The sequence below is a fragment of the Streptomyces sp. NBC_00207 genome (assembly GCF_045160965.1).
Lineage (GTDB): Bacteria > Actinomycetota > Actinomycetes > Streptomycetales > Streptomycetaceae > Streptomyces.
The window spans coordinates 1,788,688-1,810,017 of record NZ_CP130715.1 but is presented as its reverse complement, the minus strand read 5'-3'; the positions used below and the strand labels follow the sequence as shown (position 1 = coordinate 1,810,017).

The following is a 21,330-nucleotide window of genomic DNA, read 5'->3' as shown; positions in this document are numbered from 1 at the left end:
CACGGCCGGACCTGGTCGATCAAAGCCCGGACCGGCGCAGGCGGAGGCGACGGTGCCGGCGGGCCGGGCGATGACGCACCGGCCCGCTGCCGTTTCCTAGGCGGACCTGCGCCGCAGAGCCCGGCGGACCCCGTACAGGACGACGAGCAGCACGATGACCACGACCGCGACGATCAAGAGCTTCATGAACAGGCCGCTCTTCTTGCTCTTCTTCTTCTTGCCCTTCTTGTTCCCGGAGGTGGCCCGGACCTGGGACGACACCGGTGCCTGAAGACCGGTTGCCACGCCGGCGCCGGCGAGGAGACCGCTCTGCGGCAGCGCCGCGGCGGCAGGAGCCTGCCGGGCGGCCGGAGCGGCCGCCGAGGCGGTTGCCGCAGGACCCAGGAGCAGCCCGGCGAGCACGAAGAGCGGGACGATTGCTGCCGCGACCATCGGGCGCTTCTTCGGATTGCTGTTCGTTGTCACTGTCTCCCCTGTTCTCCCCTGCCCCAGCCGGACCCGGTGGGATCCGGAAGGCCGGGGCTTGAAAGCATCGTCGACGAGTTCGACCGCCCCTGCAAGGACATGCGGCAGAACTCGTCGGCGAGAGGCCCCTTGCCGTGGGCGCCGCCTCTTGCTGGCCGTCCCGAAGCCGGCGAAAAGTCCGCGGAAGGCCGAAGGGCGCCCCGGGTGACCCAAGTTGAGGCATCGTCAGGCGTGATCGGATTCGAGCTAGAGTAGGCACTTTCAGCCAACACATTTTCCCTGGGGGACCCTTGCGCCTCAAGAGCAGCCTCGTCGCCACCGCCGCGGCTCTGGCCACCGTCGTCGTTCCGCTCGTCGCCGGCCCCGCGGCCGCGGCGTCCGGCACCGAGGAAACGGTCTCGACCAACTGGTACTACGGGCGGATGGTCATCGGCTGGCGGATCAACCCCTACCGCCTCGACCCGATCCAGATCAGCGTCCAGGACCGCGCGACGGACGGCTACGTCGTCGGCATCCGCCTCATCACCAACGGCGAAAGCGGCCACAAGGTCTGGAAGATGCGGACCGTGCCCAGCGGCCAGACGAGCGCCTCGTGGAGCACGTACCTGGAGGCCGGCTGGATCGACAACGCCTACTTCGAGGTCTGCAAGATCGGCGCCAGCAGCGGCGTGATCGCGAGCTGCGAGGCCTCGGGTGTGATGAACAACCCGTTCGACGACTCCTCCATGTAGGACGCACGACGAGGGGGTGTCACCCGCATGCGGGCGACACCCCCTCGGCCCTACTGGTTCTTCGCCGGGGCATCCGCGTTGCGCCAGACCGTCAGGTCGACGGTGATGAAGGCGGTTTCGTTCTTTGCGCCCGACCTGCCGCGGAAGGTCGCCAGCGTGATGTGGCCGGCCTTGCTCAGCATGCAGACCTGTGACCCGTCCGTGAGCTGGTCGAGGCCGATCTTCTCGGTGAAGCGGGTCACGGCGCGGCAGGTCTCCAGGGAGCCCTTCTCGGAGTTGTTCAGCAGGATGAGCTTGCCGTTCGTGGTACCGAACTTCTCGTCCCCGAACAGGGTGTCCCGGTAGTAGAAGAGGTCGGCGTGCCCGTAGAGCACCCCGGCGCCGGTCGGCTCCTCCGCCGGGCGCGGCGGATTGTCGGCGAACATCAGCTGGTGGTTCTGGGGCACCTCGATGCCCTGGTACGTAACCGGCTGCGGGTCGGGCCGCTGCTGCGCGGCGCTGCCGCCGCCCGACGCCTTGTCGCCCCCGTCCTTGCCGGAGCCGTCCGGCAGCAGGGACCCGATGACCGCGAGCCCGATGACGGCCGCCGCCACCGCCCCGATGACGATCAGCCCGGTCCGCTTGGGGCGCGACGGAGCGGACGGAACGGGGACGAAGCCCTGGGTGTGGAACGGCGGCGGAGTGCTGTGGCCCGGGGCGTACGAGGGCTGCGTGTACGGGGGTTGGCTGTACTGCGGCTGGTAGTGCTGCGGCTGTGGGTACGAAGCCTGTGCGTACGGGGGCGGCGTCGGGTAACCCGGCGGCACGGCCCCCGGAGCCCCCGGCGCCGGAGCCGTCTGCGTCGGCGCGGCGGCCACACCGGTCGGCGCGTATCCGGGGGCGGCGGCGGGTGCCGCAGGCGCACCCGGGGCTGGTGACTGCGGCGAGACCTCGGTCGGGGTCGGAGCCGGGGTCGGGGTCGGCGCGGCCGTCGGCGCCTGCGGCGGCGGGGTGGGCGCCGGCGCGGGCAGCTGCAGCCGCTCGGTGATGGAGCCGGCGACGGCCTGCGGCAACCAGTCCTCGCCCTGGCGCAGCGGGGCATCCGAGGCCGCGTTGCACAGCTCGATGACCTCGGTCAGGGTCGGGCGGTCGGCCGGATCGCGGCTGAGGCAGCGGGTCACCACCGGCCGCAACTCCTCGGGCAGGGCGCTGAGGTCGGGGTCCTCGTGCACGATCCGGTAGAGCACCGCGTGCGAGGGCCCGTCGCCGAAGACGGAGGCCCCGATCGCGGTGAAGGCCGCGATCTGCCCGAGGGCGAAGACGTCGGTGGCCGGGGTGACGGTGCCGGCCGAGGCCTGCTCGGGCGCCATGAACGCCGGGGTGCCTACGCTGACGCCCGTACTGGTCAGGGCGGTGGAGTCGGCGGCCCGGGCGATGCCGAAGTCGATGACGCGCGGGCCGTCGGAGGCGAGCAGCACGTTGGCGGGCTTCAGGTCCCGGTGGACGATGCCCGCGCCGTGGATGACGTGCAGCGCCTCGGCGACCCCGACGGTCAACAGCAGCACGCTGCGCACCGGCAGTGCGCCGTGCCGGGCGACGGCGTGGGCGAGCGAGGGGCCCGGTACGTAGGCGGTGGCCAGCCAGGGCTGGGGGCCCTCGGTGTCCGAGTCGATGACCGGTGCGGTGTAGAGCCCCTGGACCCGCTCCGCGGCCCGCACCTCCTGCTGGAAGCGCCGCCGGAATTCGGGGTCCTCACTGAACTCGGGCCGGATCACCTTGATGGCGATGGGCCGGCCGCCCGGCGTGTAGGAGAGGTAGACCTTGCCCATGCCGCCCGCGCCCAGCACGGCCGCCAGGCGGTAGCCGCCCACGACGGGCGGGTCGTCCGCCCTGAGCGGCTGGAAGAAGTCGGCGGAAGGTGCGCTGCCCATGGGATCCATCTCTGATTGCGGCGATTCAGCACCTGCCGGCGCCCCGAAGTCAACCGAGAGCGTACCCAACGCCCGGACCACCCCCGCCCCGGACCACCGGACCGGCCGCGGTAGTTGGCGGACGCGGCGTCGGACGGTTGCCCGTTCCGCGCGTCCGCTACGCCTTCCGCGTGGAGGTCCAGCCCTGGCGGCGGAGGCTTTCGAAGCCGTCCAGGAGGAGGTCCAGGGCGAATTCGAACTCGAACTGGTCGTCGCAGCCGCCGCCGACCGTGGAGCCGCTGTCGTGTGCGGCCGTCGCGGCCAGTTCCGCGATGTGCGGGTAGCGCGCGGCCAGCCCGGGGTCCGGCGGGCCGGAGGGGCCGGAGGTGTCGAACAGTTCCTGGCTGAAGCCGAGCAGGCGGCTGCCCATCGCGTGCATGACGTGGTGCGTGAGGTCGGCGGAGAGGCCGCCGTCCCGGAAGCTCCCGGCCATCGAGTCCAGGTACCCCAGCACGGCCGGGGTGGGCCCGGTCCGCGACTCGATGACCCGGGCCGCCCAGGGGTGGCGCAGCAGGACCCGCCGGGCCGAGAGGATCCGCCCCCGGACCACGTGCTGCCAGTCGGGGCCTTCGGCCGGCGGGTCGATCTCGCCGACGACGGCGTCGGCCATGCCGTCGAGCAGCTCCTCCTTGTTGGCCACGTGCTTGTAGAGGGCCATCGGTACGACGTCCAGCTCCTGCGCGAGCCTGCGCATGCTGAGCGCGTCGATGCCGGTGGCGTCGGCGAGCGCGACGGCGGCGCGCAGGACGCGGTCCCTGCTCAGGGGGGTTCGTTGCGTGTGCGTGGCTCCCTGCCGGGTCATTCCGGTCGGCCCCTTCTCTCCTCGACAGCTCCCTCTCCTTGACGAGTGTACGTCGTACACCTATGGTTGCCGCCAGGTGTACGGTGTACACCTGATGTTGGGTGTACGACGTACACCACCACCGAGTGAGGGGTGCCGAGAAGATGAGTCCGGACCGGAGAACCGCAGTGGCCGCCGGGTCGCTGTTCCTGCTGACCGAGGTCGCCGCGATAGCCGGGGCGGTTCTGTACCGCCCCCTGCTGGGCGCGGCGGACGGCCGGCTGGCGCAGGGCGCCGACACGCAGGCCCTGCTCGGGGTGCTCTGCGAGGTGGTGCTGGTGGTGGCGGTGGCCGGTACCGGGGCGGCACTGTTCCCCGTCCTGCGGCGCCACGGCGAGGGGCTCGCACTCGGCTACGCCTTCGGACGGCTGCTGGAGGCGGCCGTCATCGCCCTCGGGATCGTCGCCGTCCTGGCGCTCGTCACCCTGCGGAGGGATGCGGGGGCGGCGGACGGCGCCGACGTCGCCCTGGCGGCCGTGCACGACTGGACGTTCCTGCTCGGGCCCAACATCGCCCTCGGTCTGAACACCGTGCTGCTCGCGTGGCTGGCGTTCCGCGCACGCCTCGTGCCGCGCTTCATCGCCGTGCTCGGGCTGGTCGGCGGGCCGCTGATCTGCATCTCGGCCGTCGCCGTGATGTTCGGGGCCTACGCACAGCTCTCCGTGGCGGGGTCGGTCGCCGCGCTCCCGGTGTTCGCCTGGGAGCTGGGGCTGGCCGGGTGGCTGATCGTCAGGGGGTTCGGGCCCGACTCGGGCGCCGCGTCCCGGGCGGACGGGAAGGCGGCTGATCCGGCAGGTGCCAGGTGAACGCACCGGGCACCGGCTCGTTACATCGGGTCGGGGAAGATGTCCATCATGCTCCACGCGACGCTGAAGCAGGGCGGGAAGGCGTAGGACTCCGGCTCGGTGTCCAGTGCCTGGAGCGCGAGGATCTGGCTCATGGATGCTCACCACTTTCTACTCGGGGTTGTGTCGGTCCGTCACTGCATACCTCGGCACGGAGCTGCTCGCCGCCGCGCCCAGGCGTTCATGGGGCGCCCGCCCGGTGCCGTCAGCCGGCTGCCGGGATCCGGGGACGCGCGGGGTGGGACTCCGTCAGGAGCGGGCCGGACAGCAGGCGGTGCAGGGCCAGCAGGACACCGGCCCCGCCACTGGACAGGTCCGCGGTGAACCGCTGCGAACCCGCTCCGAGGAAGCGGACACCGCGCCGGTACGGGACGGCGTACTTCAGCAGGCCGGTTGCGGCGCGCACGGCGTCCCTGCGGGCGGAGTCCGTGCCGGTGAGTTCGGCGTGCCCGGTCAGGAACCAGGTCAGTCCGGCCAGCCCCCGGTACAGGCCCGCCTCCTTCGTGGCGCAGGAGACCCGGATGCCGGCGACCAGCCTCGGCAGCGCCGCGACGCAGCGCTCGTCCGGCGCGGTGGCCACGTAGCGGACGAGCACCGCCGCGACACCGGCCGCGCCCGTGGCCAGGTACGGCATGGCGCGGGTCAGCTGCGCGTTGTCGGAGATGGACAGGGCGCCGTCGTCCAGCGGAAAGGTCCGGTCCAGCTCCTGGTGGAGCAACAGGCGGCCCGCCTCCAGCCAGCGGGCCTCGCCGGTGTCGCGGGCCAGGCGGTGGAGGAAGAGGGCGAGCCCCGAGCGGCCGTGCAGCAGGCCGCGGGCGTCGTGCTCGCCGAGGGTGGCCGGCAGGTCGGGGGTGCGCAGCAGGCCCTCCCCGGCCGCGGCGGCCCGCTCCAGGTGGCTGCTCTCCCCGGTCAGCCGGTGCAGGGCGAGCCAGGCCAGGCCCACCCCGGCCCGGCCGCCGGCCAGCGTGCCGCAGGAGGCGGTGAGCGGGTGGCCGTCGGCGTCCCGCAGCAGATCGACGGCCTCGTCCAGCCGGCCGAGGCCGGCCAGCACCCGGGCGATGCCGGCCGCGCCGACCAGCAGTCCGGGGGGCAGCGCGTCGCGCAGCGCCAGCGTGTCGCGGCGCAGCCGTTCGCGGATCTCCTCCGGCACCGCAGCCCCGGCGCGGTGCAGGGCGTGCACCACCCCGGCCGTGCCGTAGGCCAGGCACACGTTGTTGGTCCGGAACGCCTCGGGCGAGGGCGGGAAGGCCCAGTCCGGCCGGTCGGCGTCAGCCGTCTCCAGCAGCCCCGCGGCCACCTCCCCGGCCAGCCGGGCGAGGCAGCCGCGCGGATCGGTGTCCAGCTCGGCGGGGGAGGGCAGGCGGCCGGGGCCGTCCTGGTCCTGCGCCTGGTCCTCCGTCAGGTGGAAGGCGGTCGCCCGCTGCCAGAGGTCCTGCGGCGGAGCCACGTCCGCCAGGTCGCGGCGCAGCAGCGCGAGGTTGGCGGGGGCGTGTTCGGCGTTCTCATGGAACGGCGCCAGGAAGGCGAACGCGACGGCCGACATGCCGTACCGGTCCTGCAGCAGCGGATCGGTGTCGGCCCGGAGCAGGCCGGCCGGCGGCGTGAATCCCGGGGTGCCGATCCCGGAGGGTGCCGCGGACAACGCCGAGGCCGCCTCGAAGTCCACCAGCCGGACCCCGCCCGAAGGCGTGACCATGACATTGCCCAGGCTGAGGTCACCGAACCGGTAGCCGGCGGCGTGCAGCCGCTCGAGCGAGGCGTCCAGCGCGGCCAGCAGGCGCCGGCACGCCTCGTAGTACGCGGCGACGGACTCGGCCGTGCGGTCGGCGCGGGCCAGCGGCGAGGACCGGCTCAGCCAGCCCACGAGCGGCTGCCCGGCGACGTACTCGGTGACGAGGAAGTCGTGCTCCCACTCCGTGAAGTGCTCCAGCGGCTCTGGGCCCACCCCGGGGGCGGCCGCGTGCAGTTCGCGCAGCACGCGGTACTCGTGCCGCAGCCGCTGCTGCGCGTCGGTCCCGTCGAAGACCAGGCCGTTGTGGGCACGGGCCTCCTTGACGAAGACGGTGCGGCCGGTCCGCCGGTCCCGGGCCTGGTAGGCGCCGCCGGCGTTGCTCAGGCGCACCGCGCGGGTCACCTCGTAGTCACGGATCAGGATCGGACCCGCGTGCGGCTGCTCCTCCTGCTCGACGAAGGGGTCCGCGACCCCCGCGGGCAGGTGGAAGGCGGGCAGCCGCAGGTCCACGACCTCGCGGCCGGAGCCGTCGCGGACCAGCCCCTCCCGGGTGCCGTCGGCCCGCAGCCGGCTGCGGACACCGAAGGAGCCGTAGCGGTAGTGGACCGTCCGCGAGTCGCGAAAGCGCCGGTCGGTGAGGACGTACGGACCCTCCTCGCCGTCGAGCGCGTCGCGCAGGCGTTCCAGCAGCCGGCGGGCGGTCGCCGTGTCCGGCGGGTAGACGGCGCAGAACTTGCCCGCCTGGGCCCGCCCGGCGTGCTTGTGATGGAGGAACAGGAAGAAGAGCCGGGCGCTCAGGTGCTTGAACGGCACGCCTTCGGAGAAGCAGATCCCGGCGACCGTGTCGAGCACGTGCTGCGCCCGGTCCAGCCGCGCCGACACGTGGATCTTCCAGCCCTGCTCGGCGAGCCCGGTCCGCGGACTGCCCCAGGCCGTCCAGATGCCCTGGGCGGCGCCGCGCAGGCCCGGCGGCACCTCGCCGGGAGCGAAGCGAGGCCCGGGGTCGGCCACGCTCGTCAGCGGCAGGAAGTACTCCCGGTCCGCGAGCGCTTCGGCGAAGCCTTCGAGCACGGGATCTCCTCGCAGGGTGGAAGCGGGCGGCCACAACGGTCGTGGCAGACGCTAGGACCGGCGGGTATGGAAACGGTTCGGCGGCGGCATGCGACCGGTATCGGGCGAGATCGCCCGCTCTGTGGCACCCGCGGGGCCCGCCGTCGCACGCTCGCCGTGGCGCTCGACGAGCCGGCCGGCGTCCTCGCCGCATTCGCCGACGGGGGAGGAGGTCTTCCTCGCGTACGAGGTCCTCCTCGCCTACCAGGGCCGGCTCGGCGGCGGGGTGCCACGGGATGCCGCCGGCCCGCTCCAGGCCGGGGCGGTGTCGTGGCGGGGTGGAAAACATGGGGGTCTCTTCCCCATGCGGGGGAGGCACCCGCCGTACCAGGATCGGGCGTGGCGCGGAGCGGTGGGTCGGGGGCGAGGAGGGGCGATGATGCCTGTACAGGGGCGGGCCGGGGTTCCGCTGTCGGCGGTCGAGGGGTGGTGGGGGGCCGGGCTCGTCGGCGGCGGCGGGGGTGAAGGGCGGCCGGACTGGGCCGCGTTCGCCGAGGAGGCGTCGGCCGCCGCGCCCGAGCAGGCCGTGGCGCCCGAGGGGGGCCATCCGGGGCTGAGCGGTTTCGAGTGGGTGCTGCGGCCGTTCACCGCCTGCGCGGGGGAGCGGCTGGAGCGGGGCGTGTCGGGGCGGGTGCGCAGGCTCGTGGACATGACCGCCGTGCGGGATGACCTGGAGAGGCACCTCAGCGCCAGGCTGGCACGGGCAGCGGCACGGACGCTGGTGCTGGAGCTGTACGAGGCGCGGAGCGCCGGGCGGCTCGACGGTGACGACACGCGGGCCCGGTTCCGGGACTTCCTGGGGCGCATCGCGTCCCGGCGCGGTCTGGCGGCCCTGCTGGCCGGTCGGCCGGTGCTGGCGCGGATCCTGGGGCGGGCGGCGCTCGACGCGGCGGACGCCGTCGCGGAGGCGCTGGAGCGGCTGGCGGACGACCACTCCCGGCTGACCGCCGGTCTCCTGGAGGCGCCCGGCGGGGACCCGGGGCTGCTCGTGGGCATCGAGCCGGGCGCCGGCGACGGGCACCGGGGCGGACGGAGCGTGATGCTGCTGCGCTTCGCCGACGGGACCCGCCTGGTGTACAAGCCGCGGCCCCTCTCCGTGCACCGCCACTTCAACGACCTCGTCGCCTGGTTCAACGCGCTGCCCGACTCCGTGGACCTCCGTACGCTGCGGCTGCTCGACCGGGGCGACTACGGGTGGGTGGAGTTCGTCGGCGCGGGGCCCTGCGCCTCGGCCGCGGAGGTCGAGACGTTCTACCGCCGCCAGGGCGCGCTGCTGGCGCTGCTGCACCTGATCGACGGGACCGACCTGCACCACGAGAACCTGATCGCCGCCGGCGCCCACCCGGTGCTGGTCGACGTGGAGACCCTGTTCCACCCGCCGCTGGCGGGCACCGCCACGGAGGACCCCGCCGCCCGCGCACTCCACGACTCCGTGTACCGCGTCGGGTTGCTGCCCCAACTGCTGGTGGGCGACCACAGCGCCCTGGACGTGTCCGCGGTCGGCGGCGGCCGCGAAGCGGTGTCGCCCGTCCTCCGGGCGGACTGGGCCGACGCCGGCACCGACCGGATGCGACTGGTGCGCAGGGCCGGGAGGTTCGGCGAGTCCGCCAACCGGCCCCGTCTTGCGGGTGGCGGGCCCATCGAGCCGGCGGCCCACATCGAGGCGCTCTGCGCCGGATTCCGCGCCGGGTACACGGCGATCGGCGCGGCCAGAGAGGAACTGTTGCACGAGACGGCCTTGTTGAAGGCGTTCGCCGAGGACGAGGTACGGGTGCTGGTACGTCCCACCTGGGTGTACAGCACGCTGCTCGACGAGTCGACGCACCCCGATCTGCTGAAGGACGCGGGCGAGCGGCAGCGGGTTCTGGAGACCCTGCGCACCGACGCGCTCGGGACGGTCCTCGCGCCCGACCTGGTGGACCAGGAGATCGCCCAGCTCTGGGCGGGGGACGTACCGCTGTTCACCGCCCGTCCGGGCCAAGGCCGCCCGTGGGGCGCACCGGAGCGGCCATGGGACGGCCGCACGGAGCGGTCCGGGATCGCCCGGGTCGCCGCGAGGCTCGCCGCCCTGGACACGGTCGACCGCCAGGACCAGGAGTGGATCGTACGGGCCGCGATGGCGACGGCCTCCCGCGCGCCCGTGCACCGCCCCGTCCAGGACCGGCGCACCCGTACGGCGGAGCGCGCCCCGGAGCCGGAGCGGCTGCTGTCGGCAGCCCGGTCCGTCGGGGACCGGCTGGTCTCCCTCGCCTACCGCGAAGGACCGCGCAGCAACTGGATCGGCCTGGAACTCCTGGACGACCGCTACTGGCGGATCGGCCCGATGCCGGCCGACCTGGCCGGCGGGTACACCGGGCCGGCTCTGTTCCTGGCCCAGTTGGCGGCCCTCACCGGGGCGGGACACTACGCGGAGGTGGCCCGGACGGCCCTGGCGCCGGTGCCGGGGCTGCTCGACGCGCTGCGCGCCCGGCCCGCGGACCTCTGCGCGGTGGGCTCGGGGGCCTTCTCCGGCCTCGGCGGCATCGCGTACGCGCTCGCCGAGACGGCCCGGCTGCTGGACGATCCGGAGGTCGGCTCATGGGCGTTCGCCATGCTGCGGCTGGCGGGCGAGGCGGCTCTGTCCGAGAGGGAGCACGGGGTGGGCGCGGGCGTCGCGGGCGGGCTCGTCGCACTGCTGGCCGCCCACCGGGCCGGCGCCGGGGACGAGGGGCAGGAGATCTGGCGGGACGCGCAGGCCTGCGCGGACCGGTTGGCCGCGGTGGATCCCACGGCCGGCGGGCGGGGCTTCACGACCGGGGCCGCCGGGCTCGGATGGGCCCTGCTGCGGTTCGCCGAGGCCGAGGCCACCGCAGGGTCCGGGGGCGGGGCGGCCGGGGGCGGTGAGCGGTACCGGCTCGCGGGCCTGTCCGCACTGCGGGCGGCCGTCGGCGGGGAACCGGACGCACGCCCGGGTCCGGGGGACCACGGGGGAGCTTCCCTGCGCCCACCGGCCGACGGGCCCGCGTACGAGGCCCGGGCCTCGGCCTGGTGCCGGGGGCGCGCCGGCATCGCGCTCGCGGTGCTGGACGCGCCGGGCGCCCTGGACGACCCGCACCTCGCGGCCTGGTCCCGCAGGGCCGTCGAAGGGCTGGGCCGGAACAGGCCGGCTGCCGACGACAGCCTGTGCCACGGCGAGGCCGGATTGTGCGAACTCCTGGGCCACAGCGCGGTCCCGGAAGTACGCCCGCACTGGATCCGCCGGGCCGGAGCACTCCTCGCGTCCGTCGAGGAGACCGGTGCCCGCAGCGGCGCCCCGGACGGGGTCCCGCATCCCGGCCTGCTGACCGGGATGGCGGGGATCGGGCACGGACTCCTCCGGGCCGGGTTCCCGGAGCGCGTGCCGTCGCTGCTCCTCCTGCAGACGTCCGGCCAGGGGCCGATCCGGTAGACCGGCCCCTGCGCCCGCCGCCGGACCACCCGTCCGGCATCACGTACCGCCGCCGTCCGCGGTGCTGCCCAGCGGACCACCCCGACCGCACGACCGGACACACCGCACCACCGCACCCCCACACAGCTCGGCACGACCACCACTCCTGCAGATCCGAAGGACGGACGATGACCATGCAGATCAATGACTCGGTGCGGTACGTGGACGGCAGCGCCGGCGCGGAGACCGCGGCCCACGACCACCCGGTGGGCGAGGTGATGTTGGGGGCGAGCGGGATGCTGGGGCTGCGCGGCCGACTGCTCAGGTCAGGGGACTCCGATGCCGCCGCCTCCGTGGACGTGCCCTGGACCACCGGCTCCCTGACGCTGTTCTGAGGGGAGGACGGGTACGTCGCCCGGTGACGTGTCGGGGATGACGCCGTGACGGACCGAGCGGAGCCCGGGGGTTTCCCCGGCCCTGTGCCGTGCACGAAAAAGATCAAGTAGCCTGCGCTCATGCGAGCGACGTCGTCGGTCATCGTGGGGCGGGACGCCGAGATCCGGGTGCTGGACGAGGCCTTGGAGAGCGTCCGGAAGGGCGCCGGACGGGCGGTGTTCCTCGTCGGCGAGGCGGGGATCGGCAAATCCCGGCTGGCCGGCGAGTGCGCCTTGCGCGCGTACGACCGGGACATGCCGGTGCTGCGCGGCCGCGCCACGTCCACCGGGCTCGTCGTGCCCTTCCGGCCGCTGGTCGAGGCGCTGTCCTCGCGGTTCCGGGCGGCAGGTGCTCCGGACGACCCGGAACTCCAGCCCTACCGGCCCGCGTTGGCCGGACTCGTGCCGGAGTGGCGGGCCGGCGCGGGGGCGCCCGGATATGCGATCTCGCTGGTCGAACTGGCCGAGGCGCTGCTCAGGTTGCTGGCGGTGCTCGGCCGCGAGCGGGGCTGCGTGATCCTGCTGGAGGACCTGCACGACTCCGACACCGAGACGATCGCGGTCGTCGAATACGTCGTCGACAACGTGGCGGAGCTGCCGGTCCTCCTGGTCGGCACGCTCCGGCCCGACCCCGGCCCGGCGCTGGACCTGGCCCTCGCCGCCGAGCTGCGCAACACCGCCTCGTTGAGGGAGCTGGGGCCGCTGGGCGAGGCCGCCGTACGGGACATGGCGGCCGCGTGTCTGGACGTCGGACCGGGTGAGGTGCCCCCGGCCGCGCATCGGCACCTGTCGCAGTGGGCGGGCGGGAACCCGTACCTGGTGGAGGTGCTTCTGGCCGACCTGCTGGACACGGAACGGCTGAGCAGGGCCGACGGCGGGTGGCAGTTTGCGGAGCACGGCGGGGCGACGGTACCGACGGGCGCCGTCCGCAGTTGGGCGCGCCGGCTGGACCGGCTCGACGAACCGGTGCGCGAACTGCTGCTCGTCGCGGCGACGCTCGGAGGCCGCTTCTCCGTCGGGGCTCTCAGGGCGGTGACCGGGCTCGACGACCGGGCGCTGTTCGCCCACCTCCGGTCGGCCTCCGAGGTGGGGATCATCGCCCCGGACGGGGCCGCCCACGACCACTACACCTTCCGTCACGTCCTGACGGCGGACGCGCTCCGGGCCTCGCTGCCGCCCGCCGAGCAGGCCGCGCTCGCCCGGCGCGCGGCCTCGGCCATCGAGGACTCCGCCGGCGAACTCTCCGGTGATCAGCGCCAGTTGGTGGCCACTCTGCGGCTGGCGGCGGGTGACAAGGTGGCGGCGTCCCGGCAGTTCGCCCAGGTCGGCCGGCAGATGCTGGACGCCGGTGCGTCGGGCTCGGCCGCCGTCCTGCTGGAGCGTGCCCGGGGGCTCGCGGCCGACGAGGAGCGGGACGAGGTCACGGTGCAGCTGGCGATCGCCCAGGCGGAGTCCGGGCGGCTCGACGAGGCGGCCGCGCTGCTCGACGATCTTCCGCCCGCGCCCGCCGGGTCCCGTGCCGCCGAGGAACGGGCCCAGGCACACACGCAGGTCGCGTGGGTCGCCACCATGGCGGAGCAGCAGGAGGAGGCGCGCCGCCGGATCCGGGCGGCCCGCGTCCTGCTCGGGGTCGCCCCGCGCCCGGAACAGGAGGCCGCGCTCACGGTGGTCGAGGGCCATCTCGCGCTGCTGCCGGAGCAGGACGGCCGGGGCGAGGGGCGCGGCCCGGTGGGCCGGGGCGGCGAGGACGGCCGCGAGCGACTGGAAGAGGCGGAACGTTCCGCCCGGCGTGCCGCGCTCACCGCGGAGCAACGCGGCCGGCCCGTGGTGGCCTGCCAGGCGTGGCAGCTGCTGGCCATGCTGTCCCGGGAGCGCGGGTTCGACGAGGCCGACGCCTGCCTGGAACGGATGCTGGCGGTCGCCGAGGAGCACCGGCTCGCGTTATACCGGGCCGAGGCACTCGTGCGGCTCGGCACCAATGCGTTCATGCGGACCGGTGAGGCGACCCGTCTGGAGACCGCCCGCACGGCGGCCCACGAACTCGGTTCGCTGGCCCTGCTCCAGGCCGTCGACGGGCTGCTCGCCATGCAAAGCGTGCTGGGTGGGCGATGGGACCGGGCCCGGCAGATCGTCGAGCGGTCGGTGGAGGCCAGCGCCCGCCTCCAGAACCTGTCGACGCACCGCTATCTGCTCCTCGTCGACGCCACGCTCGCCGCCCACCAGGGGCGGGCCCGCGAGCAGGACCGAACCCTGCTCCGGTTCCGCCGGGCGGGCGGCGAGGAGTCCATGCTCGTGCCCTTGCAGCGCGGACTGTGCCAGGCCGTGGGCGCGCTGATGGGGGAGGACCGGGAACGGGCGAAGGCCGAGCTCGACACGGCGCTGGCGTGGGAGAGGGAGCACCCGAGCTTCTTCTACCTCAGCGGCCGGTACGGGCTCGGCCCCCTGTTACGGATCCTCGACGGCGAGGACGCCGGCCGGGAGGCGTATCGGGAGGCGCTGGCCTCGCCGGGCGGGCAGCTGGCCTGGAACCGGATGTTCCTCGGCATGGCGGAGGCAGTGTTACGCGGCCGGGACGGCGACCCGGACGGTGCGCAGCGCGCCGTGGAGCAGGCCGGCCGTGCGGCGACGGTGTTTCCGCAGGCGTGGCATCTCGCCCTGCGGCTGACCGCCGAGGCGGCGTTCGCCGATTCCTGGGGTGAGCCGGTCGCCTGGCTGCGGACCGCCGAGGAGTACTTCCACGAGGCGGGCGTACCGCCGGTGGCCGGGGCCTGCCGGGCCCTCCTGCGGCAGGCGGGGGCCAGCGTCCCGCAGCGCCGGGGCGGCCGGGAGCGGATCCCCGCGGGCCTGCGCACCGCGGGCGTCACGCCGCGCGAATACGAGGTGTTCGTGCTGCTCGCGGAGCGGCCCGGCAACCAGCAGATCGCCCAGAGGCTGTGCATCTCGCCCCGGACGGTGGAGAAGCACATGGCGAGTCTGATGCTCAAGACCGGCTCCGCGGACCGCTCGGCACTGTGCGCGTTGTCGGCGGAGTGCGCGGATGTCTAGCTGCACCCGCCCGGCGCACCGCAGCCGTTGCCCGCGGCCCGGCGGGTGACCCGCGCCGAGTGGTCGGATGGCCGCCCTCGAGGGGCCCGGCGGCAGCCGGGATGGGGGATGCTCCCGTCTCTATGGGGGTCCGGTCCCCCATGACACGGGCACAGGCGGCGCGACTCTGCGGGCCCGGCACCGATGTGTGACGGGTACGGGCCCCACATCATCGAGTGGACCGATCAACTCCCGGCACCCCACGGAGGTCCGCTCGATGCCGCGTCCGTCCGCGCAGCCCGCAGAGCCACCCGGCACGCTCAGGTTCTCCGTCCTCGGCCCGCTCACGGTCCACCGGGACGGCCGGGTGCTGCCCCTCGGCCCGTTGAAGCAGCGGGTCGTGCTGGCAGCCTTGCTCGCCTCCGCCAACAGCCCGGTGTCCGTGGACGCGTTGACCGACGCGGTCTGGCAGGAGGAGCCCCCGCGCACCGCCCGCAAGAACCTCCAGGTGTACGTGAGTGCCCTGCGCACGCTGCTCGGGGATGACGACGGGGACCGGCCGCGGCTCACCCACACGGGTGGCGGATACGTGCTGCGCGTGGCGGAGGACGAGCTCGACCTCCTGCGGTTCCGCTCCCTGGTGCGGGCCGCCGAGGGGCAGGGGCCCCGCCCGGCCGCCCGACTGCTGCGCCAGGCCCTCGACTTGTGGCAGGGACCGCCGCTCGGCGACGATCTGCGCCAGTCGCCCCGGCTGGCCGAGGAGGCCGAGCGGCTGGAGCTGCGCCATCTGACGGCCTACGAGAGCTGGGCGGAGGCGGAGCTGGAGCTGGGCGGCGCGCCGGAGGTGGTCGAGGGACTGAGTGACCTGGTGGAGCGGCACCCGCTCCGGGAGCGGCTCCGGTCCGCCTGGATGTGCGCGCTGAGCGGGTCCGGCCGACAGGCCGAGGCGCTCGCGGCGTACGACGACTACCGGCAGCTCCTCGCCCGGGAACTGGGCCTGGAGCCGGGCGGCGCCATGGCCGCCCGCTACCGGACGATCCTTGCGGGCGGCGACCGGGCCGGGGCGGGCGCGCCCGCCCGGCCGCCGGCCGCCCTGCCGCCCGACCTCGTCGACTTCACCGGACACGGCGAGGAACTGCGGTACCTCATGGACCTCTTGGAGGACGACAGCGCCGGCCGCACCGTGCTGCTGTCAGGCCCCGCCGGGGCCGGGAAGACCACGCTGGCCGTGCGGGCCGCCCACCTGCTCGGCGACCGGTTCGCCGACGGGCGGCTCTGCGTCTCCCTGCGGGACGCGGACGGCCGTACCCGCTCGCTGTCGACGCTGCTCGCGGAGCTCGGTGAACGGACCGGCCAGGTCGGGCTGTCCGGGCCCGAGGCGTGGCGGGAGTGGCTGGCGGAGCACCGTGTGCTGGTGATCCTGGACGACGTGCCCGACGAGCGCGCCGTACGACCGCTGCTCCCGTGCGGCGGGCGGGGCAGGGTGCTGCTCACCGCGCACGGCCAGCTGGGCGGTCTGGCGCCCGTGCACCGGGTCTCCGTCCCGCCGCTCGGCACCGCCGAGTCGGTGCAACTGCTCGCGGGGCTCGTCGGCCAGGGCCGGGTGCGGGCCGACCGGGAGGCCGCACTGCGCGTCGTGCGCGCCTGCGGCGGGTCGCCGCTGGCGGTCCGGGTGAGCGGGATGCGGCTCGCGGTGCTCCGCCACGTGCCGCTGCGGGAGTTCGCGGACCGGCTCACCGACCCCGCAGGGGCGCTGGACGAACTGACCTCCGGGGACGTGTCCGTCCGGCGGTGGCTGGCCCACGGCTGGGAGGCGCTGCCGGAGGAGTGGGGCCGGGACGCGGGACGGCTGGCCGCGGGCACCGGGGAGGGTCCCTTCGGACTGACCGAGGCGGCCGAGGCCCTCGGCTGCGACGAGCGGCACGCCGTCCGGGTGGTGGAGGCGCTCATCGACGCCGGAATGGTGACTTCGCCCTGCGGTGAGGTCACCGCGCACGCGGCGCAGTACGAACTGCCGCACCTGATACGGCTGTACGCGCGCGGCTCGGGGCTCGGGACCCCCGTGCCGGCCTCGGGTTGAGCGTGCGCCGGGCCGATCGGCCCGGCGCGGTTACGGATCGCTGTTCCCGGGCCGGCCCCGGCCGCCCACCCCTGTCGGGCGGCCGGAGCCGGCGTGTCACGAGGTCACCCGACCGGGACGTTCCGGGGCCGGGAGCCCCACCTGTTCCGCCAGGAAGGCGAGGCACTCGGCCTGCAGGGCCACCGCGCGGGACGCGGACCGGTCGCCGTGGCCGACGCCGCGCTCCAGCCGCAGCAGCACCGGACCGGTGCCGGAAGAGGCGTGCTGGAGCGCGGCGCACATCTTGCGGGCGTGCAGCGGATCGGTCCGGGTGTCGCCGTCCGCGGCGACCAGCAGCACCGCCGGGTAGGCGGTCCCGGGCGTGACCCGGTGATAGGGGGAGTAGCCGAACAGCGTCGGCAGCAGGGCGGGGTCCAGCGCGCTGCCGTACTCGGGCGTCCAGCTGGGCCCGAGTCCGGACCGTTCGTAGCGGACCATGTCGAGCAGGGGGGCCATGCACACCACGGCGGCGTACTTCCCCGGTTGCTGGGTGAGGGCGGCGCCCACCAGCAGTCCGCCGTTGGAGCCGCCCATGATCGTGAGGCGGCCCGGCGCGGTCCAGCCCTCCGCGATCAGGCGGTCGCCGGCCGCGGCGAAGTCGTCGAAGGTGTTCTGCTTGTTCCTCCCGCTGCCCGCCAGATGCCAGGCCTCGCCCTCCTCGCCTCCGCCGCGCAGGCCCGCCCAGGCGAACACCCCGCCGGCCCTGACCCAGGCGAGGACCTGGGCGCGGTACCGGGGCGACATCGTCTTGCCGAAGCCGCCGTAGCCGGTGAGCAGCGCGGGGCGCGGCACGTCCGGACGGCCGGTGGGGGAGATCACGAACATGCGCACCGTCGTGCCGTCCCGCGAGGGGAAGGCGACCTGGCGGGTGACTGCGCCGCCGGCGCCCGGGGCGTCCGGGGCATCGCGCTCCCAGCGCGTCGCACGTCCCGTCCGGGCGTCGAAGCGGAGCACCCGCGGCGGTGTGACGAAGTCGGTGTAGGCGAAGTAGGCCTCGTGGCCACCGGGCGGCCCGGCCGAGAAGTCGCCGACCGCGCCGGTGCCGGGCAGCGGGACCGTGGCGACCTGCCGACCCTCGACCAGGTCGTGCACGGTCACCTCGGCCACCGTGTCGCGGGTCCAGGCGGCAAGGCCGAGCGGGTGCTTCAGCTCCGGACCGGACAGCACGACGAGGTGGGTCAGCACCGCGTCGGGCCGTTCGGGGATCACCTCGTGCCAGGCGCCGGGGCCCAGGTGCAGTTCGGCCGGCCGGCACGCGACGACGCGTCCGCGGGCGGCGTCGCGGTCGGTGCGCAGCCACACCAGGTCCCGCGGACCGGTGCCGGGCACCGCGTACAGGCGGGTGGCGGCGTCCATGCCCTCCTGGACGGGCCGCAGCTCCGGGCGCTCGAGCGGCCCCGCCGACAGGTCGGCCAGGTAGAGATCGGTGCCGCGGCCGGTGCCGAGCGTGGCCGTGACGCCGAGCCAGCGGCCGTCCGCGGTCACGGAGACGCTGTAGAACTGGGTCTTGTCCCGCCCCTCACCGAAGACCAGGGCGTCCGCCCCGGGGTCCGCGCCGACCCGGTGCAGGTACACCCGGCGGTGGTAGCGCCCCTCGCCGGGGTGCAGCAGAGGGTCGAGGTTTCTGACGTAGTAGTACGCCTCACCGCCGGGCAGCCAGCCGATCGACGACCTCCGTACCCGGTCCACCGGCCCGTCGACGACCTTCCCGGTGGCCACGTCGAGCACCCGGAGCAGCGAGTCCTCCGTGCCGTTCCGGGACACCTGAAAGGCCAGCAGATCGCCCTCCACGGACGGCTCCCAGGCATCGAGCACGGTGCGTCCGGACGGGTCTAGGGCGCCGGGGTCCAGCAGCACCCGCTCCGTCGTGTCCGCTCCGGCCTCCGCCACCATGAGTACCGGATGCTCCTGACCGGCGTCCTGCCGCAGCCAGAAGACCCTGCCGCCGCGGACCTTGGGCGACCGGGCGCGGTCCACGGCGTCGATCGCCGCGACCTCTGCCGTCCAGCGCTCCAGGTCCGCCCAGGACGCCCGTTCCGCCTCGTAGAGCGTTTCCTGCTCCGCACCCCAGCGGAGTGTCGCGGGGGAATCGGCGTCCTCCAGCCGGCGGTACGGGTCGGGAACGCGCAGACCGTGCAGTTCCTCGACGACGTCCTGCCGCTCCGCGTGCGGATAGCGGCGGGGCTCCGGGGTCACTGGTTGCTCCCTCATCCGTCGGCGGGTCAGAGGTCGTTGGACCGGTTGATGACGCAGGCGGCGAGTTCCTCGTCGTCGTTGTGGGCGACGACCTCGATGCCCTCCCGCTCGTTCGGCTCCGGGTTCGCCGTCTCGGTCTCGGTCATGTCCGTCCTCTTTCGTGTAAGGCGTCCGCCGCGCGGTCCGTGCGCGGACGGACGGGTCTTCGGTCGGGAGTCCCCGGCGTCTTCCGCGCCGGGCAGGGCGGCCATCGCGAAGAAGCCGGCCAGCAGCACGATCAGCCCCGATGCGGCGATGATCGTGTCGACGGGGCCGAACCGGAGCCCGCCGAGCGAGCCCCCGACGTCCCGCAGCACGGATCCGGCGAGCCAGCCGGACAGGGCCGCGGAGAGCATCGCCGCCAGCCTCGTCACCGGGTAGAACACGGCCATCACCCGGCCCCGGTAGTCCGGCGGCGCCGCCGCGAGCAGCAGCGGTGACATCGCGGTGTTCAGCATGGTGAGCGGAACGGTGAACACGAAGAGCAGGGCGACACCGCCCAGGAAGCCGGTCTGCCGGGAGTAGGCGACCAGCAGCACACCGCTCACCAGCAGGCCGATCCAGGTGGTCCTTCGCGCCCCGAGCCACTTCACCACCCGGCCCCCGCTCAGCGCTCCCGTGATGCCACCCACGCCCATGGCCATGCCGAGGTATCCGTAGAGGTGGGCGTCCGCGTGGAGGTTGTCGGTGGCGAAGAAGACGTTGAGGGTGCCCAGTGCCCCGACCCCGAGCTGGCCTATGACGGAGAGCAGGAGCAGCGCCACCAGGAACCTGCTGCCCGCGAAGAAGCGCAGTCCGTCCACGAACTCCCGTCTCAGCTGCGCCCGTTGCCGTACGGCCGGCTTCTGCGTGCCGGCCGGTCCGGCGGAGCCCGTGCGGGGTTCGCGTACGCCGATGGAACGGATCGCGACGTACGACACCGCGTACGACAGGCCGTTGAGGAGCAGGGCCCACTGCAGCCCGGCGGTGAACAGCAGCGGCGCGGCGAGGGGCGGCCCGATGATCCAGGCCGTCTCGCCGGTCGCCTGCGCGATGCCGGCCGCCCGGGCGCGGTCGGCATCCCCGGTCACCAGGTCCGCGAGGACCGCGAAGCGCGCCGGGGAGAAGAACTGGCCGGCCGTGTGGAGCAGGAGCACGGTGGCGTAGATCAGGGCGAGCCAGACGCCGGCCGGGAGGGCGCCGGCCGGCAGGAAGGTGACGGCCGTCAGCACGGCCACCAGCCCGCCGCGGAGCACCTCGGTGCGCAGCATCGTGGCGCGCTTGTCCCAGCGGTCGACGAACACGCCCGCGAGCGGACCGATGACCAGCACGGCGACGCTCGACGCCATCACGATGCCGCTGACCGCCACCGGCGCCCACGCCTCGTCCTTCGCCAGCACGGTGGCCACCCACAGCACCAGCGTCGTGCTGAAGACGGCGTCCCCGACGGACGAGACGGCCTGGCCGAACCAGAGCCGCGTGTAGTCGCGGTTGATCAGCGTCAGCCGCGGTGTCATGACCGCCTCGGCGACGAGACGATCAGTGCCATGAGGGCGGTGACCAGGGTCGTGTGGTACGCCTTCCCGAAGAACTCCCCGCCCGGGGCCGACGGGTGCGCCGCGAGCGCCGCCGACCGCGCCGGGATCGCCCCGTCGGGCCGCTGGGCCCGCACCAGGCACTCCACGGCCGCGGCCCCCGAGGGCGTGTCCAGCGGCTCGCTCCCCAGGATGAACTGGGTGAGGACCAGCTCCGCGGCCAGGTCCCACCGGTCGTGCTCGACGCAGTGGCGCAGCAACCGGTCGACCAGGTCCCGGGCGTGCGCCAGGGCGCCGCCGTCCAGCCCGGGGGCGGTCCGGCCGAAGTCCCCGAGATAGAAGGCGGTGTGCGTCACGGCGTACGCCCGCGGGTCGGTGAGCGGCGCCCCGTCCTCCGGCGCCCCGTCCTCCGACGCCGCCTCCCCCGGCCCGGCGGCGCGGAACGCGACGAGCGGGCTGTGCGGCAGGAGCTCCGCGTACGGCTCGACGGTGTGGCGGACCGCGGCCTTGTCCGCGTAGTGGCGGATCTCGATGCGCTGGTAGGGGGACTTCCCCCGCGGCGACAGGAACTCGGGGTCGAGTCGTGCGAGCGTCGCCCGGACCTGGGTGGCGTCGATCCCGTCGGGGGCCAGTGCGGCGTAGATCAACCCGTACGTGGACGCGTACTTCGGCACGTCGGAGAACAGCTGCGGGAGGTCCGGGTCCTGCCAGAGCTTCCGGACGAGGGCCCCCGCCCCGCCCAGCGCCTCCGGGGGGTCGGCCAGGCGGGCCGCGCAGTGGCAGAGCAGCGCCAGTTCCAGCGCCGCCTTCGCCTTTCCGTGGGTCGCCGACCGGGCGCTCGCCGAGAACGGGTCGAAGTAGTCCAGATTCCCGCCCAGCCAGCCCAGCGCGCCGGCGGAGAGCCGTTCCAGGGGTGAGGACATGA

The 21,330-nt window shown here is 74.5% G+C and carries 13 protein-coding genes; 6 read left to right on the top strand and 7 right to left on the bottom strand.

Features of this window, described 5'->3' with window-relative positions; translation table 11 throughout:
- Positions 1-96: 96 nt before the first annotated feature.
- The gene (locus OG472_RS08890) at positions 97-432 is read right to left on the bottom strand and encodes a hypothetical protein (protein ID WP_405941268.1); all 336 of its coding nucleotides are present in this window, start codon (positions 430-432) and stop codon (positions 97-99) included.
- 323 nt (positions 433-755) lie between these two features.
- Between OG472_RS08890 and OG472_RS08885 the strand changes: the two genes are divergently transcribed.
- Positions 756-1,196: a hypothetical protein gene (locus tag OG472_RS08885; protein WP_401604364.1), complete on the top strand. Its 441-nt coding sequence runs from the start codon at positions 756-758 to the stop codon at positions 1,194-1,196.
- 50 nt (positions 1,197-1,246) lie between these two features.
- On the opposite strand, the gene OG472_RS08880 is transcribed toward OG472_RS08885, so the two are convergent.
- Positions 1,247-3,106, bottom strand: a complete 1,860-nt coding sequence (locus OG472_RS08880; protein WP_405941267.1) for a protein kinase domain-containing protein — start codon at positions 3,104-3,106, stop codon at positions 1,247-1,249.
- A gap of 157 nt (positions 3,107-3,263) precedes the next feature.
- Positions 3,264-3,947, bottom strand: coding sequence for a TetR/AcrR family transcriptional regulator (locus OG472_RS08875; protein WP_401604360.1), 684 nt, complete (start codon positions 3,945-3,947; stop codon positions 3,264-3,266).
- A gap of 143 nt (positions 3,948-4,090) precedes the next feature.
- Between OG472_RS08875 and OG472_RS08870 the strand changes: the two genes are divergently transcribed.
- A complete protein-coding gene (locus OG472_RS08870) occupies positions 4,091-4,792 on the top strand; it encodes a DUF4386 domain-containing protein (protein ID WP_405941266.1) in 702 nt (233 codons plus the stop codon).
- Between the two features lie 244 nt (positions 4,793-5,036).
- Here the strand turns inward: OG472_RS08870 and lanKC are convergent, their stop codons facing one another.
- On the bottom strand, positions 5,037-7,634 hold the full coding sequence (gene lanKC, locus OG472_RS08865) for a class III lanthionine synthetase LanKC (protein ID WP_405941265.1): 2,598 nt from the start codon (positions 7,632-7,634) through the stop codon (positions 5,037-5,039).
- Positions 7,635-8,052: 418 nt separating this feature from the next.
- On the opposite strand from lanKC, the gene OG472_RS08860 reads away from it, so the two are divergent.
- From OG472_RS08860 to OG472_RS08845, 4 genes are all read left to right on the top strand, one after another.
- Positions 8,053-11,100 carry a type 2 lanthipeptide synthetase LanM family protein gene (locus tag OG472_RS08860; RefSeq protein ID WP_405943156.1) on the top strand — a complete coding sequence of 1,016 codons (3,048 nt, stop codon included), beginning with the start codon at positions 8,053-8,055 and terminating at the stop codon, positions 11,098-11,100.
- 167 nt (positions 11,101-11,267) lie between these two features.
- On the top strand, positions 11,268-11,474 hold the full coding sequence (locus OG472_RS08855; protein WP_401604353.1) for a hypothetical protein: 207 nt from the start codon (positions 11,268-11,270) through the stop codon (positions 11,472-11,474).
- 120 nt (positions 11,475-11,594) lie between these two features.
- On the top strand, positions 11,595-14,558 hold the full coding sequence (locus OG472_RS08850; protein WP_405941264.1) for a helix-turn-helix transcriptional regulator: 2,964 nt from the start codon (positions 11,595-11,597) through the stop codon (positions 14,556-14,558).
- A 256-nt stretch (positions 14,559-14,814) separates the two neighbouring features.
- A complete protein-coding gene (locus OG472_RS08845) occupies positions 14,815-16,617 on the top strand; it encodes a BTAD domain-containing putative transcriptional regulator (protein ID WP_405828841.1) in 1,803 nt (600 codons plus the stop codon).
- A gap of 96 nt (positions 16,618-16,713) precedes the next feature.
- Here OG472_RS08845 and OG472_RS08840 read toward each other — a convergent pair whose 3' ends face one another.
- Genes OG472_RS08840 through OG472_RS08830 form a run of 3 tightly spaced genes read right to left on the bottom strand, consistent with a single transcriptional unit; the run spans position 16,714 to position 21,328 of the window.
- On the bottom strand, positions 16,714-18,867 hold the full coding sequence (locus OG472_RS08840) for a prolyl oligopeptidase family protein (RefSeq protein WP_405941263.1): 2,154 nt from the start codon (positions 18,865-18,867) through the stop codon (positions 16,714-16,716).
- Between the two features lie 11 nt (positions 18,868-18,878).
- On the bottom strand, positions 18,879-20,387 hold the full coding sequence (locus OG472_RS08835; protein ID WP_401604345.1) for an MFS transporter: 1,509 nt from the start codon (positions 20,385-20,387) through the stop codon (positions 18,879-18,881).
- A complete protein-coding gene (locus tag OG472_RS08830; RefSeq protein WP_405828835.1) occupies positions 20,384-21,328 on the bottom strand; it encodes a DUF6895 family protein in 945 nt (314 codons plus the stop codon). The genes OG472_RS08835 and OG472_RS08830 overlap by 4 nt, the downstream gene beginning before the upstream one ends.
- Positions 21,329-21,330 lie beyond the last annotated feature (2 nt).